This window comes from Pseudocitrobacter faecalis, from assembly GCF_965231525.1.
In the GTDB taxonomy this organism is placed as follows: Bacteria; Pseudomonadota; Gammaproteobacteria; order Enterobacterales; family Enterobacteriaceae; genus Pseudocitrobacter; species Pseudocitrobacter faecalis.
Genome location: NZ_CBDDNJ010000002.1, coordinates 3,153,036 through 3,167,914, shown reverse-complemented (window position 1 = coordinate 3,167,914; position 14,879 = coordinate 3,153,036). Strand labels below are relative to the sequence as shown.

The following is a 14,879-nucleotide window of genomic DNA, read 5'->3' as shown; positions in this document are numbered from 1 at the left end:
CATGCAGACACTACTATCGTTTTTTAACGTATCGGGCAGCACGAAGGCCAGCAGTGTTAATTCTTCATTTCTCTCATGATGTTCATCATAAAATCTGTTGAGAATCATTGCTGACGGAGACGCTATCTGCGGCAAGGAGGAAGCCCACCGCAGCTTCATGTCTGTTTTCGTCACCTGAGGCAACCAATGCAGTGTGATCTTCATGGAGGATTACGCTGTGTCCTGCAATGATCTCAGCGTTCCGCCAGACGTTTATCATGAGCAGTCTGGGTACTGGAACGGCTATAAAATCACAGAACGTAAGGTTAATAAAAAGGTTCTGAAATACTTAAAAAAGAACTTTTCTGACGGAATAAACGTTACTGGAGAAGAGAAAAGGCGTTCTCCAATATGCGCGGTGAGCGCCATTTTTATTGCATCAGCGAAATAGATAAATTCGATTAACGCCTCATCCTTAAAAATCGTTACACTGTGTCCATTAGTCCGGAACAGGAGTTTCAAATAATTATGAAGGAAGGCAACGCGATTCTGCAATTAACAGGCGTGGGTTATCGCATCGGTGAACGGCAAGTGCTAAACGATATCAATTTCAGCATTGCGCCGGGTGAGTTTAAGCTGATAACCGGCCCCTCGGGCTGTGGTAAAAGTACATTATTAAAAATCATCGCTTCGCTATTAAGCCCGAGTGAAGGAACCATTCAGTTTAAAGGACAGGATTACACCACACTGTCCCCAGAGCAGTATCGCCAGCAGGTTTCCTACTGCGCGCAGACGCCCGCTTTGTTTGGCGAGACGGTCTATGACAACCTGATTTTCCCCTGGCAGATCCGGAATAAACGCACCGAACCGGATACCTTTCTGGGCTTCCTGACGCGGTTTGGCTTACCTGAAGAGACGTTATCAAAATCAATCAACGATCTTTCTGGCGGTGAAAAGCAGCGTATTTCCCTGATCCGCAACCTACAATTTTTGCCGGATGTTTTATTACTGGATGAAATTACCAGTGCACTTGATGAAGAAAATAAGCATAACGTGAACGATATTATTCATCGCTATGTGCGAGAGAAAAATATTGCTGTGCTGTGGGTCACCCACGATAAAGATGAAATAGAACATGCGGATGATGTCATTACATTACCGCTCTCGGGAAAGGATGTGCAGGAGGCCACCCATGAATGAACATGCCATTACCAATGAATCGCTGGCGCTCTCAATGGTATTAGTGCTGGTGGCGATTTTGGTGAGCTACCGGGAAAAGCTGGCGCTGGAAAAAGATATTATCTGGAGTATTTGCCGGGCGGTTGTACAGCTGATTATTGTTGGCTATGTGCTGAAATACATTTTCAATGTTAACCACGCGATTCTGACGCTGTTAATGGTGCTGTTTATCTGCTTTAACGCCGCGTATAACGCGCAAAAACGCAGTAAATACATCAGCAAAGCGTTTATGTCGTCGTTTATCGCCATCACCACCGGGGCCGGGTTAACGCTGGCAGTACTGGTCTTTTCGGGCTCGATTGAATTTACGCCGATGCAGGTGATCCCCATTTCCGGGATGATTGCCGGCAATGCGATGGTGGCGGTGGGGCTGTGTTACAACAATCTTGGGCAGCGCTTTAGTGCTGAGCAGCAGCAGATTCAGGAGAAACTTAGCCTGGGCGCAACGCCTAAAATGGCGTCTGCGAGGCTTATCCGGGAAAGTATTCGCGCGTCGCTGATCCCAACCGTGGATTCGGCAAAAACCGTCGGACTGGTGAGTTTACCGGGGATGATGTCAGGGCTGATTTTTGCGGGGATTGACCCGGTAAAAGCGATTAAATATCAGATAATGGTGACGTTTATGCTGTTATCGACGGCCAGTTTATCAACGATTATTGCCTGCTATCTGACGTACCGGAAATTCTACAATTCACGCCATCAACTGGTGGTGTCGCAGTTGAAGAAGGGATGAAACCGCACACAACGCCCTCACCCCGGCCCTCTCCCACGGGGGGAGGGAGAAAACTGCAGACACTTAAACTTCGGCACGATCGGTCCCCTCTCCCTCGAGGAAGAGGGTTAGGGTGAGGGGGCAAATGTACGCACAAATCCCCCAACCAGCACGAGATCAGTACAGCAGCGAATATAACTTACGACGATACTTCGACGCCAGTGCATCACCGGTACCTAACGCGGCCAGGATCTCTTGCAGCATTTTACGCGCCTGACCATCAGCCGCGCCGAGGTCTTTTTGCAGATGGCTGAACAACAGTTCCAGCGCTTCTTCATTACGGCCTACCTGATGCAGTTGTAATGCCAGCTGCGATGCCAGGGCGGCATCTTCCGGGTTCTGTGCAACCTGCTGTTGTAACTGCTGAATTTCCGGCGTATCCGCGGCCTGTTTCAGCAATTCAATTTTCGCCAGCAGCCCCTGATAGCGGGTATCCTGATCCTGTAATGGCACGGTTTTCAGTACGGCTTCCGCGTCTTCAGAACGGTTCAGGGCGATCTGCGTTTCTGCCAGCAGCAGGCCAATCTGACTATCCTGATTCGACATGGACCACGCATCTTTCAGCAGCGGCAGCGCGTCGGCATAGTTGCCTTCCTGCATCAGCTCCATTGCCTGCTGGGCTTTCAGCTCTTCTTCACGCGGCAGCACTTTATCGAGCAAGGCGCGAATAGCTTCTTCCGGCTGTGGGCCCTGGAAACCGTCCACCGGTTGACCGTTCTGGAACAGGTAAACCGTGGGGATAGCGCGCAGGCCAAACTGTGAAGCCACCATCTGCTCAGCGTCGCAGTCAACTTTTGCCAGAATAAACTGACCGTTGTACTGGGCAGCAAGGCTTTCCAGCACCGGCGTCAGCTCCAGACAGTGCTGGCTGCGTTCAGACCAGAAGTAGAACAGAATCGGCGTCGTGACGGATTGTTCCAGCGTCTGGTGCAGGTTAGCTTCGGTAATATTGACGATATTCTGTACGGACATGAGCCACTCTCTTTTGTCGGTTTCCGTAATATATGGGGGCACGGCGCCCGGCTTCAACTTAGAACCTATCCCATTCGGCTATTTTATTTGCCAGTTTGGCCTCGGGCAGTGCTCGAAATCCTCACGCACTACGTTTACGCTCCGGTTTCTGCGCGCTGTCCGTGTCCAAACTGCCTGCAACAATTACGCCTGGTGGGACAGGCTCTTAGCCGCGTAAAATTTTGTCCATCGCGCGGGCCGGCAGCAGGCGCTTCAGCCAGCCAACGGCATGGGTAACCAGCGTCACCGGGTAACGCAGTTTGGGTTTATCGCTGATAAAGGCGTGGCGCACTTTTTCCACGACCGCGTCCGGGCCAAGCGTAAAACGCGAGGCAATGCCGGGATTCTCGACCGGTTTATCCTGCTCGATTTGATTCACGTTGTCGGTGAAGCGTGTACGAATCGGGCCAGGTTCAATCAGGCTCACTTTTATGCCCGTGGTGTGCAGCTCCATGCGCAGCGCGTCAGACCACGCCTCGAGCGCATATTTGCTGGCGGCATAGGCACCGCGACCGGGCGTAGAAATAAGCCCCATGACCGATGACGTCATCACGATGCGGCCTTCGCCGTGCGGAATCATCGCCGGAAGAAGACGCTGAGTCAGCTGATGGGCGCCAAAAAAGTTGGCGGAAAATTGCTGCTCCAGTTGCGTACGGGTCAGGGTACTGAGCGGGCCATAAACCCCGAAACCGGCGTTATTGAACAGGCCAAACAGGCGATTGCCGGTCAGGGCGATAACCTCATCGGCGGCACGGTCGACGCTTGCCGGGTCATCGAGATCCAGCTCAATACCCATAAGCCCCATGCCGTTCATCCGTACGGCGTCAGCAGGGTTGCGGCAGGCCGCCAGCACGCGAAATCCCTGGCGCTTCAGCTCAAGGGCGCTTTCCAGACCAATACCGCTTGAACATCCTGTAATTAAAACCGTTTTTTGCATAACTTTACCTGAGAACGCCCCTTTATATTCAGGAGTCGTGATTAACTAGTGGTGCCAGGCGTGTCGCCATCCAGTCGGCGATAAACGGTTGGGCGTCACGATTGGGGTGAATACCATCATCCTGCATCCACTGCGGTTTGAGATAAACCTCTTCCATAAAGAAGGGCAGCAGTGGGATAGTGAATTCCTGGGCAAGCTGCGGATAAATCGCGCTAAAGGCTTCATTATAACGGCGTCCGTAGTTTGCGGGCAGACGAATTTGCATTAACAACGGCTCAGCGTTGGACGCTTTAATTTGCTGCAATATGGTGCGCAGGGTTTGTTCGGTTTGCTGAGGCTGGAAGCCGCGCAGGCCGTCATTACCGCCCAGTTCAACCAGCACCCAGCGCGGTTTATGCTGTTTCAGCAGTGCGGGCAGGCGCGCCAGCCCCTGTGCCGAGGTGTCGCCGCTGATGCTGGCGTTAATCACCTCTGTTTTCGGCTGCCATTTGCTGTTGAGCAGGGCAGGCCAGGCCGTATTGGCGGCCATACGATATCCCGCGCTCAGGCTATCGCCGAGAATCAACAACGTGTCTGCGGCGACAGCGCGGAAGCTTAACAGAATCAAAAACAGGACGGGCAAATGCCAGCGGAAAACGTGCTTGAAGTTCATCATCTTAAGAAATCCGTCGGTCAGGGAGAGCATGAGCTTTCCATCCTTACCGGAGTTAACCTGATTGTCAAACCGGCACAGACCATCGCCCTGATTGGTGAGTCGGGGTCAGGGAAGTCGACGCTGCTGGCGATTCTCGCCGGGCTGGATGACGGCAGCGGTGGCGACGTAAAACTGCTTGGGCAATCGCTGACGACGCTGGATGAAGAAGCGCGGGCACGTTTGCGGGCGCAGCATGTCGGTTTTGTTTTCCAGTCCTTTATGCTGATCCCGACACTTAACGCATTGGAAAACGTCGAACTTCCGGCGCTGCTGCGTGGCGAAAGCGACAGTCAGAGCCGGGGCGGCGCGAAAGCGTTGCTCGAACAACTTGGCCTTGGCAAGCGTCTGCATCATCTTCCCGCCCAGCTTTCGGGCGGTGAACAGCAGCGCGTGGCACTGGCACGCGCCTTTTATGGCCGCCCGGATCTCCTCTTCGCCGATGAACCCACCGGCAACCTCGACAGGCAGACGGGCGATAAAATTGCCGACCTGCTTTTCTCTCTCAATCGCGAACATGGCACGACGCTTATTCTCGTGACCCACGATCCCCAACTGGCGGCGCGGTGTGATCGACGTTTACGCCTCGTGGACGGTGAATTGCGGGAGGAAGCATGATTGCACGCTGGTTCTGGCGAGAGTGGCGCTCGCCGTCGCTGCTGATTGTCTGGCTGGCGTTAAGCCTGGCGGTGGCCTGCGTGCTGGCGCTTGGCAGCATCAGCGACCGCCTGGAAAAAGGCTTGAGTCAGCAAAGCCGTGAATATATGGCGGGCGATCGCGCGCTGCGCAGTTCGCGTGAAGTGTCTGCTGCCTGGATCGATAAAGCGCGGGAAGAAAGGTTAAAGGTTGGCGAGCAGGTTAGTTTCTCAACCATGACCTGGGCGGGGAATACTCCGCAGCTCGCTGACGTCAAAGCCGTAGACCGTGTTTATCCGATGTACGGCACGCTGCAAACCAAACCGGAAGGTGTAAAACCACAGCCCGGCACTGTGCTACTGGCACCGCGTTTGCTGGCGTTGTTAAACCTGAAGGTCGGCGATGAGATTGATGTCGGTGATGCCACGCTGCGCATCGCCGGAGAAATTGTTCAGGAACCGGACGCGGGCTTCAACCCTTTCCAGATGGCGCCGCGCCTGATGATGAACATGGCTGACGTCGAAAAAACCGGGGCAGTGCAGCCTGGCAGTCGTGTGAGCTGGCGCTACAAATTTGGCGGCACGCCAGAACAGCTGGCGAGCTATGAAAAATGGCTACTACCGCAACTGAAACCTGAGCATCGCTGGTATGGCCTTGAGCAGGACGAAGGCGCGCTGGGTAAATCGCTCGAACGTTCGCAGCAGTTCCTGTTGCTTTCCGCGCTGTTAACGTTGCTGCTGGCGGTGGCTGCTGTCGCGGTGGCGATGGGGCACTACTGCCGCAGTCGTTATGACCTTGTGGCAATCCTCAAAACGCTGGGTGCCGGGCGGGCGCAGTTACGCAAGCTGATTATCGGCCAGTGGCTGTTGCTGCTCACGCTGGCGGTCATCACCGGCGGCGCGATGGGGCTGCTGTTTGAACATATATTGTTGATTCTGCTTAAACCGGTTTTACCGGCAGCGCTGCCTTCCGCCAGCGCCTGGCCGTGGTTGTGGGCAATTGGCACGATGGTGGTGATTTCGCTGCTGGTCGGTCTGCGCCCCTATCGCCTATTATTGGCAACGCAGCCGCTGCGCGTGCTGCGGCGTGATGTGGTCGCCAGCGTCTGGCCGCTGAAGTTTTATATTCCGGTGATTTGCCTGGTGGTTATCGGCCTGCTTGCCTGGTTGATGGGCGGCAGCCCACTGCTGTGGTCAGTGTTGGCGGGCGCTGTGGTGCTGGCGTTGTTGTGCGGCGTGCTGGGCTGGATGCTGCTTAACGTGCTCAGGCGCTTAACGCTGAAAGCGCTGCCGCTGCGTCTGGCGGTCAATCGTCTGCTGCGCCAGCCGTGGTCCACGCTGAGTCAGCTGGCGGCATTTTCGCTCTCCTTTATGTTACTGGCGCTTTTACTGGTGCTTCGCGGCGACCTGCTTGACCGCTGGCAACAGCAGTTGCCACCTGAAAGCCCCAACTACTTCCTGATTAACATCGCGCCGGAGCAGGTGCAGCCGGTGAAAACGTTCCTTGCAGAACATCAGGTGATCCCGGAGGCGTTTTATCCCATCGTTCGCGCGCGTCTGACCCAGATAAACGGTCAAAGCACAGGAGGGAATAAAGATGAATCGCTCAATCGGGAGCTGAACCTCACCTGGCAGGATAAACGTCCCGACCATAACCCTATCGTCGCCGGAACCTGGCCGCCGAAAGCGGGGGAAGTGTCGATTGAAGAGGGGCTGTCGAAGCGTCTGAATATCAAACTGGGCGATAAAGTGACCTTTACCGGCGACACCCAGGATTTCAGCGCCACGGTCACCAGTTTACGAAAAGTAGACTGGGAGAGCCTGCGGCCTAACTTCTTCTTTATCTTCCCGAGCGGGGCGCTGGACGGTCAGCCGCAGAGCTGGCTCACCAGTTTCCGCTGGGATGGCAAAAATACATTGTTAACGCAGCTGAACCGTGAGTTTCCGACCATTAGCCTGCTGGATATCGGCGCGATATTAAAACAAGTTGGGCAGGTGCTGGAGCAGGTAAGCCGCGCGCTTGAAGTGATGGTGGTGCTGGTGACCGCCTGCGGCGTGCTGCTGTTGCTGGCACAGGTGCAGGTGGGCATGCGTCAGCGGCATCAGGAACTGGTGGTCTATCGCACGCTGGGGGCCAGCAAGCCGTTGCTGCGCACCACGCTGTGGGCAGAGTTCGCGCTTCTGGGGCTGGTCTCCGGGCTGGTGGCGGCTATTGGCGCCGAGACGGCGCTGGCGATGCTGCAAACGCGCGTGTTTGATTTCCCCTGGGAGCCGGACTGGCGCTTGTGGCTGGCGCTGCCGCTTTGCGGCGCGGTGCTGCTTTCACTGTGCGGCGGTTGGCTGGGGATTCGCCTGTTGAAAGGCAAAGCGTTGTTCCGCCAGTTTAGTCACTAAGAGATTGCCGGATGACGGCGACGCCTTATCCGGCATTGCCGGATGCGCTGACGCTTATCCGGCCTACACGGGGGCCCGGTAAGCGTTAGCGCGACCGGGCAACTGCTGCCACTTAACTTTCATCCCGCAAAAATTCCGCGCGCTGAATCCCACTTTTTACCTTTAACCCCAAAAGTTCCATGGAATTGTTCAATAAAGGCACAGATTGTATAGAACCGTCATTTTAACCGCACAAATCATTAAAAAACGGTAAAGATAAGTTCATTTAGACACGATAATATTCACTGGCTAAATAAATGGCAGTTAACCTATCCAAGGAACAACCATGTCCATAAAAATAAAAGCGCTGGCATTATCGATCGGCGCAGCAGTGGCACTGACGACTTTCGCAACTCAGGCGGAAATCACCGTTTTAAAAGCTGATCCGCAGGCTGGCGATCCGCTGAGCCGTCTTAACTTCACCGTTGGCGGGAGTATCCGTCCTCAGTTCCAGAACATGACCGGGGATGATGGTGCGAACGGCTACAAACGTAATGGCTTCGATGGCGGCACCCGTTTCCGTTTCGCTGCTGATTACTACCTGTTCGATGATATTAGCTGGATAAGCTACTACGAACTGGGTGTTAACTTCCCGGCGATGTTCAACTGGGATAACCACTACGCTGATGGCGCAAACGACACCACCCGTCGTATGCTCTACACCGGTCTGAAAAGCGATACCTGGGGTACGCTGACCTTCGGCCAACAGAACAGCATCTACTATGATGTGGTTGGCGCGAAAACCGATATCTGGGACTACGACATGATCGGTCAGGCTCCGGGTAACGGTATCAACGGTGACTACGATGGTTCTTATCGTACCCGTAAATCTCTGAAATATAAGAAAACTGTAGGCGACGTTGATCTCTACGCGTCTTACCTGTTCAGCGATGATCTTAACCCTAACAACGGCCTGAAATACAAACGTCGTGGCGGCGGTTCTCTGGGTGTGGATTACCACATTACCAAAGACCTGACCTGGGGTACGTCCTGGAACTACACCCGTGCGGAAATGCGCGGTGACGATCAGGGCAGCAAAACCTACGATCAGAACATCGTCGGTACCGCGTTTAGCTGGAAACCAGACAACTGGACCTTCGCCCTGGGCGGCGGCTGGTACCAGAACTTCATGACCACCAAGAAAATCGACGCGAAAGATTACTTCGCGGGCGACGCGTGGGGCCTGGAATACTTCGCGGGTTACACCTTCCCGATTGGTCAATACGCAGTGAAATCCATCCAGCCGTACTTCATGGGTGACCGTATTGAATACGTGAATGGTCGTAACTACCTGCGTACCGACAACGGCGTAGGTATCAGCTTCCAGCTGGATTACGGTTTCCGTGTTGACTACGAACACGTGTTTACCTCCAGCACCGACAACCTGGGTGATATGAACCTGGTTCGTCTGCGTTACGACTTCTAAGTCGTTTCCGCTTTCAAAAGCCGGGCACTGCCCGGCTTTTTGCTGTTTACAACTAAGCATTGTTATTAAACGCATATCCCCTCTCAGCGCCCCTTTAAGACATACTTCGAAATATCATGAAATAATTTCAAGGACAGCAGGTTGTGAACTGTGTCATGTTAAGGATTGCCCCTTTTGTGGACATAACAACAGCGCCGCATCGCACGGCGATATGCACGACATCACAACGTTTAAAATGGAGAAGTTATGGGATTGCGTCAGAGTTTACGTGTCGCGACCGGAGCCCTGCTGCTGGCCTGTGGATTACAGTTTGCCCATGCCAACAGCGACCCGCACACGATAGTTTTCGGCGTTGCGCCGGGGCCGTATGGCGACATGGTTAAGCAGGCGATAGCGCCGTCGCTGAAAGAGAAAGGGTATAAAGTCGTGGTCCGCGAATTTAGCGACTACGTCCAGCCGAATATGGCGTTATCTAACGGCAGCATCGACGCCAATCTGTTCCAGCATTCACTCTATTTCGATAAATTCACCACCGACAAAGGCCTCAAGCTAACGAAGCTGATTGTGGTGCCGACGGCGGGCATGGGCTTCTATTCCCGTAAGGTGAAGAGCCTGGATGAGCTGAAGAAGGGCGATATCATCACCCTTTCCAATGACCCGACTAACCTCGCGCGCGGCCTGCGTTTCCTGCAATCGATCGACCTTATCACCATTAAACCGAATATTGATCCCACCAAAGCCTCCGAGCGCGATATCGCCAGCAACCCGAAAGGGCTGGTATTCAAGCCGCTGGAAGCCGCGCAGTTGCCGCGTACGCTTGATGGCGTTACCGGCGCACTGGTGAACGGTAACTTCGCGGTGGCGGCGGGGCTTGATCTCTCCAGTGCACTCAAACAAGAGCATCTGGACGAGAACCTGAAAAATATTATTGCCGTGCGCAGCGAAGATGCGGATAAACCGTTCGCCAAAGATATCGTCGAGGCGGTGAAATCCCCGGCCTATCGTGCAGTAATAGACGATCCGAAAAATATTTATAGCGCCTTCCAGAAACCCGAATGGATGTCTGACGCGAAGTAATCGCAGGACGCAACCTGACAGAGCAGACGTGTCTGCCCTTTTCGCATTTCTGAGGTGTGTATGATTGAGATAGAAAAGGTCTGTGTGGATTTCTCCACCGGACACGGCCCGTCTACGCGGGCGGTGAATAACGTCAGCCTGCATATCGGTGCGGGCGAAATCTTCGGTATTGTGGGCACCAGCGGGGCGGGGAAAAGCACGCTACTGCGCACGCTTAACGCCTTAACGCGCCCGAGCGAGGGTAGCGTTAAGGTTAACGGCGTGGAAATCTCTGCGCTTGAAGGTGCAAACCTGCGTAAAGCGCGTCAGCGAATTGGTATGATTTTCCAGCACTTTAACCTGATGCACACGCGAACCGTGGCGCAAAACGTCGCCTTCAGCCTGAAAGCGGCGGGCTGGGATCGAGATAAAATTGCGCCGCGCGTAACCGAGATTTTGTCGCTGGTGGGGCTTGCCGATAAAGCAAACCGTTATCCGGTGCAGCTCAGCGGTGGGCAGAAACAGCGCGTGGGGATTGCCCGCGCCATCGCAAATCACCCGGACGTACTGCTGTGTGATGAACCGACATCCGCGCTCGATCTGGAAACGTCCGCAACCATTCTGGCGCTGCTGAAAGAGATCAACGTGAAGCTTGGGATCACGATCGTGCTGATCACCCATGAAATGAACGTGATCAAAACCATCTGCGATCGCGTGGCGGTGATGTCCGGCGGGGAAGTGGTGGAATCCGGCGAAGTATTTGACGTCTTCGCCCATCCGCAGCATGCGTTCACCCGGCAACTGGTGTCGCACACCCTGAACCTGACGCTGCCCGAGCGCCTGCGTGAACATCTGCCGGGCCAGTTGCTGAAAATTCTATTTATCGGCGATTCCGCCGAGCAACCGGTGCTGTCGGAAGTGGCGGTGAAGTTTGGCGTGGCGGTGAATATTCTGCACGGCAAAATTGAGTATATCGCCGAGCGGGCGCTGGGAATTTTAGTGGTGCAACTGACCGCACCGCATAACCCTGCGTCAGTGGATGCGGCGGTGGCCTATATTCGGGAAAATACGGCGCAGGTGGAGGTGATCCGTGGATGATTTACTGCCGGACTTAACGCTGGCGTTTAACGAAACTTTCCAGATGCTGAGTATTTCGACGGTACTGGCGATTGTCGGCGGCCTGCCGCTCGGTTTTCTGATTTTTGTCACCGACAGGCATCTCTTCTGGCAAAACCGCTTTGTGTACCTGGTGTCGTCAGTGCTGGTGAATATCATCCGCTCGGTACCGTTTGTGATCCTGCTGGTTCTCCTTTTGCCGCTCACACAGTTTTTGCTCGGCAACACTATCGGGCCGATTGCGGCGTCGGTGCCGCTTTCCGTGGCGGCGATAGCGTTCTACGCGCGGCTGGTTGATAGCGCCCTGCGCGAAGTGGATAAAGGCATTATCGAAGCCGCTGAAGCATTCGGGGCAAGTCCGATGCGGATTATCTGCACCGTGCTTCTGCCCGAAGCCAGCGCCGGGCTGCTGCGCGGCCTGACCATTACGCTGGTGAGCTTAATCGGCTACTCGGCGATGGCGGGAATTGTCGGCGGCGGCGGGGTGGGTGACCTGGCGATTCGCTACGGCTATTACCGTTACGAAACCCAGGTGATGGTCGTGACCGTTATCGCGCTGATTGTGTTGGTACAGGTGGTGCAGATGTTGGGCGACTGGCTGGCGAAGCGGGCGGATAAGCGTGAACGGCGTTAAGAATGGTGCTTTTTTGCCGGATGCGGCGTAAACGCCTTATCCGGCCTACATCTCGCATCCATTCGGATGTCGGGTAAGCGAAGCGCCACCCGACACTCATTAATGCCCCTGCAACCAATGCTCCACCGCCTCCGATGTGCCGCGAAAGACTATCTTGCTGGCCTTTTTCTCCAGTTGATAGCGGTACATCGGGTCGTAGTATTCATTGAGCAGCGGCACCAGCCAGGCAAAGTGCGGTTCGGTTGAGCCGCTCTGCTGTTGCTCAACAAGTGCCTGATCGAGCTGTTGCGTCAGTTCGGCGAAGCGTTGCAGACCAAGGCGGCGACGAATGGCGAACAATCCGTGATGCAAATACTCACTGTACTCCCCCCAACCTTTCTCTTCGCCAAATGCCTCAATAAAGGCCTGATGCATATGCGTAAAATACTCTTCGCGCAGGCGTTCAAGGCGCAGTTCAAAGGGATCGTCCACCACCGCAATCGGCGATTGCGCCATGCGTTCGCGCAGGCTCTCCGGGAGATGATTCGCGCCAATCATATGACCTTCATCTTCGAGCACCCAACGCACCGTTTCGCGTCCTTCGCTACGCTGAAGCAACGCGCTGGCAAGATGGTTCTCAAAGGTTGCTTGCGGAAACTGCGCGTCCAGTGTGCGGCCAAAGGATGAACCGCGATGGTGTGCCAGCCCTTCCAGGTCAATACCAAAAGGTTGATTGCGCACCAGCGGCGTTTTGCCGTTTCCGGTACAGCCGCCAATCAACACGATCGGATGCTGAACCAGTTCGTCGGTAGCCTGAATCGCCGCCTGGCGCAGCATCTTGTAGCCACCGACAATCAGTGGATAATCGACGCCACTCTCTTTTAACCATGCCTGCACGATATGCGAACGCTGGCCGCCGCGCGCGCAGCAAAGAAAGCCGTATGGAAAACGTGCGCAGGCTTCCCGCCATGCATCAATGCGCGCCTGGCGTATCTCGCTTGACACCAACTGGTGTCCCAGCGCTAAAGCCGCGTCGGGGCCCTGGCGTTTATAGCAGGTACCGACCGCAGCACGCTCGTCATCGTTCATCAACGGCAGGTTGATTGCCGCAGGCAGCGAGCCTTGCTGAAACTCAACGGGGGCGCGAACGTCAATGATGGGGGTACCGGCGGTCAAAATAGCCCGGTAATCCGTCCCATTATTCATGGGCAAATCCTTCTGTAAAAATCGGGAGGGAGACTCGGACGGGATTCTACGCTTGTGACGGGAGCCGGGGAAGGGGAGGATTGTTCCCCGGCACGTTAGGCTTAAACCAGTTTTGACTGTGCCCAGCTAATTCCACTGGCGTATTCTGGCGGTAGCAGCGGGGTAAGCGCTTCAAGCGTCGCGCTTAAACGTCCGGTATCGCTGTCGTTCAGGTTGAGGTGGCCCACTTTACGGCCTGGGCGAACCTCTTTATCGTACCAGTGCAGATGCACCAGCGGCAGCTTCAGCCAGTCGTAATTCAGGTCGGTACCAATCAGGTTAACCATCACGGACGGGCTATTCACCACCGGCGGCGGCAGCGGTAAGTCGGTGATGGCACGCAGATGCAATTCAAACTGACTGATAGAGGCACCGTTTTGCGTCCAGTGACCGCTGTTGTGTACGCGCGGGGCCAGCTCATTAATCAGCAACCCGGCAGGAGTAACGAAGCACTCCATCGCCATCACACCCACGTAGTTCAGCTCGTGCATGATTGCCGAGAGCATGCTTTCGGCCTGATTTTGCTGCTGTGCGTTCGCCTGCGGGAAAGCCACGCTCATGCGCAGAATGCCATCCTGATGCAGGTTGTGAGTCAGCGGATAGAACACGGTGCTGCCGTCGTGAGCTCGCGCGCCCACAAGGGAGACTTCACCGGAGAAATTAATGCCCTGCTCAACGATACATTCGCCATAGCATTCGTCAGGCAACTGAGCGGTCTCATCGGCACGCAAGCGCCACTGCCCGCGACCATCATAGCCACCGGTGCGACGTTTCACGATCGCAAGCTCACCCAGACGTTCGAAAACGGCAGGCCATTGGCTTTGCTCGGCCAGCAGTTGCCACGGTGCGGTCGGCAGGCTGAGTTTGTCGAACAACTGCTTTTGCGTCAGGCGATCGGCAATGATTGGGAAGACGTCGCGGTTGACGAATGCCGGATGCAGCGCCAGCTCGCGGGTTAACGGGGTTTCCGGCCAGCGTTCGATTTCAGCGGTGATGACGCTCTGCTGGAACGGCACCGCTTCCGGCGAGGCTTCCAGACCGACGGGCCACACGGCAATGCCCAGCGGCTCGCCAGCCTGACGCAGCATGCGGCCTAGCTGGCCGTTGCCCAGTACGCAAACCTGCTTCATGCGTCACCTCGTGGGTCTGGGTTTTCCAGCACTTCATCGGTTTGTGCGCGACGCCAGTCGACCAGGCGTTGATGCAGTTCGACGTCGTGCTGGGCAAGAATCTGCGCGGCCAGCAGGGCGGCGTTAGCGGCACCCGCTTTACCAATCGCCAGCGTTCCGACCGGAATACCGCGCGGCATTTGCACGATGGAATAGAGACTATCGACGCCGCTCAGGGCAGCGCTTTGTACTGGCACACCCAGCACCGGTACTAAGGTTTTAGCCGCAATCATGCCCGGTAGATGCGCCGCGCCGCCAGCGCCCGCGATGATCACCTGATAGCCGTTCTCTTCCGCGCTTTCGGCGAAGCTGAACAGTTTATCGGGCGTGCGGTGGGCGGAGACCACTTCGACATGATGAGGAACATTCAGGATATCAAGAACTTCGGTAGCAAACTGCATGGTAGCCCAGTCGCTTTTGGACCCCATCACGATAGCGATACGTGCCGGATTATTGCGGGAAGACATACGTCTTAAAACTCCTGTGGGTGTGCTGCACACGACGATGTAGGGCACAGAGAATAGCATGGAAAATGGGCAAGGAAAACGGTTGCGTGG

The 14,879-nt window shown here is 55.3% G+C and carries 14 protein-coding genes; 8 read left to right on the top strand and 6 right to left on the bottom strand.

The window, feature by feature from the left end; genetic code table 11:
- Positions 1–507: 507 nt before the first annotated feature.
- Positions 508–1,179, top strand: coding sequence for an iron efflux ABC transporter ATP-binding subunit FetA (gene fetA, locus ACOXYR_RS15730; RefSeq protein ID WP_421356516.1), 672 nt, complete (start codon positions 508–510; stop codon positions 1,177–1,179).
- Positions 1,172–1,951, top strand: coding sequence for an iron efflux ABC transporter permease subunit FetB (gene fetB, locus ACOXYR_RS15725; protein ID WP_108474895.1), 780 nt, complete (start codon positions 1,172–1,174; stop codon positions 1,949–1,951). Before fetA ends, fetB begins: the two co-directional genes overlap by 8 nt.
- A gap of 156 nt (positions 1,952–2,107) precedes the next feature.
- Here the strand turns inward: fetB and ACOXYR_RS15720 are convergent, their stop codons facing one another.
- The 3 genes from ACOXYR_RS15720 to tesA form a co-directional block, all read right to left on the bottom strand.
- Complete coding sequence (locus ACOXYR_RS15720) at positions 2,108–2,962, bottom strand: co-chaperone YbbN (RefSeq protein ID WP_108474093.1); 855 nt, start codon at positions 2,960–2,962, stop codon at positions 2,108–2,110.
- Positions 2,963–3,167: 205 nt separating this feature from the next.
- Positions 3,168–3,938, bottom strand: a complete 771-nt coding sequence (locus ACOXYR_RS15715; RefSeq protein ID WP_421356517.1) for an SDR family oxidoreductase — start codon at positions 3,936–3,938, stop codon at positions 3,168–3,170.
- A 28-nt stretch (positions 3,939–3,966) separates the two neighbouring features.
- A complete protein-coding gene (tesA, locus tag ACOXYR_RS15710; protein ID WP_407732216.1) occupies positions 3,967–4,593 on the bottom strand; it encodes a multifunctional acyl-CoA thioesterase I/protease I/lysophospholipase L1 in 627 nt (208 codons plus the stop codon).
- On the opposite strand from tesA, the gene ybbA reads away from it, so the two are divergent.
- The 6 genes from ybbA to ACOXYR_RS15680 all read left to right on the top strand — a co-directional run bounded on the left by ybbA (position 4,561) and on the right by ACOXYR_RS15680 (position 11,929).
- Positions 4,561–5,247, top strand: coding sequence for a putative ABC transporter ATP-binding protein YbbA (gene ybbA / locus ACOXYR_RS15705; protein WP_407732217.1), 687 nt, complete (start codon positions 4,561–4,563; stop codon positions 5,245–5,247). The two genes, tesA and ybbA, sit on opposite strands and share 33 nt — an antisense overlap.
- Entirely contained in the window at positions 5,244–7,658 is a 2,415-nt protein-coding gene (gene ybbP, locus ACOXYR_RS15700; protein WP_421356518.1) for a putative ABC transporter permease subunit YbbP, read from the top strand. The genes ybbA and ybbP overlap by 4 nt, the downstream gene beginning before the upstream one ends.
- Positions 7,659–7,983: 325 nt before the next feature.
- Positions 7,984–9,123, top strand: a complete 1,140-nt coding sequence (locus ACOXYR_RS15695; RefSeq protein WP_108474090.1) for a porin — start codon at positions 7,984–7,986, stop codon at positions 9,121–9,123.
- Between the two features lie 246 nt (positions 9,124–9,369).
- Positions 9,370–10,200 carry a MetQ/NlpA family ABC transporter substrate-binding protein gene (locus ACOXYR_RS15690; RefSeq protein WP_113858821.1) on the top strand — a complete coding sequence of 277 codons (831 nt, stop codon included), beginning with the start codon at positions 9,370–9,372 and terminating at the stop codon, positions 10,198–10,200.
- A 60-nt stretch (positions 10,201–10,260) separates the two neighbouring features.
- Positions 10,261–11,277, top strand: a complete 1,017-nt coding sequence (gene sfbB / locus ACOXYR_RS15685; RefSeq protein ID WP_421356519.1) for a virulence-associated ABC transporter ATP-binding protein SfbB — start codon at positions 10,261–10,263, stop codon at positions 11,275–11,277.
- On the top strand, positions 11,270–11,929 hold the full coding sequence (locus ACOXYR_RS15680) for a methionine ABC transporter permease (protein ID WP_015965490.1): 660 nt from the start codon (positions 11,270–11,272) through the stop codon (positions 11,927–11,929). The genes sfbB and ACOXYR_RS15680 overlap by 8 nt, the downstream gene beginning before the upstream one ends.
- A 99-nt stretch (positions 11,930–12,028) precedes the next feature.
- Here ACOXYR_RS15680 and mnmH read toward each other — a convergent pair whose 3' ends face one another.
- From mnmH to purE, 3 genes are all read right to left on the bottom strand, one after another.
- Complete coding sequence (gene mnmH, locus ACOXYR_RS15675; RefSeq protein ID WP_421356520.1) at positions 12,029–13,114, bottom strand: tRNA 2-selenouridine(34) synthase MnmH; 1,086 nt, start codon at positions 13,112–13,114, stop codon at positions 12,029–12,031.
- Between the two features lie 101 nt (positions 13,115–13,215).
- Positions 13,216–14,283, bottom strand: a complete 1,068-nt coding sequence (purK, locus tag ACOXYR_RS15670) for a 5-(carboxyamino)imidazole ribonucleotide synthase (protein ID WP_421356521.1) — start codon at positions 14,281–14,283, stop codon at positions 13,216–13,218.
- Positions 14,280–14,789: a 5-(carboxyamino)imidazole ribonucleotide mutase gene (gene purE / locus ACOXYR_RS15665; protein WP_421356522.1), complete on the bottom strand. Its 510-nt coding sequence runs from the start codon at positions 14,787–14,789 to the stop codon at positions 14,280–14,282. Before purE ends, purK begins: the two co-directional genes overlap by 4 nt.
- Between the last annotated feature and the right edge of the window lie 90 nt (positions 14,790–14,879).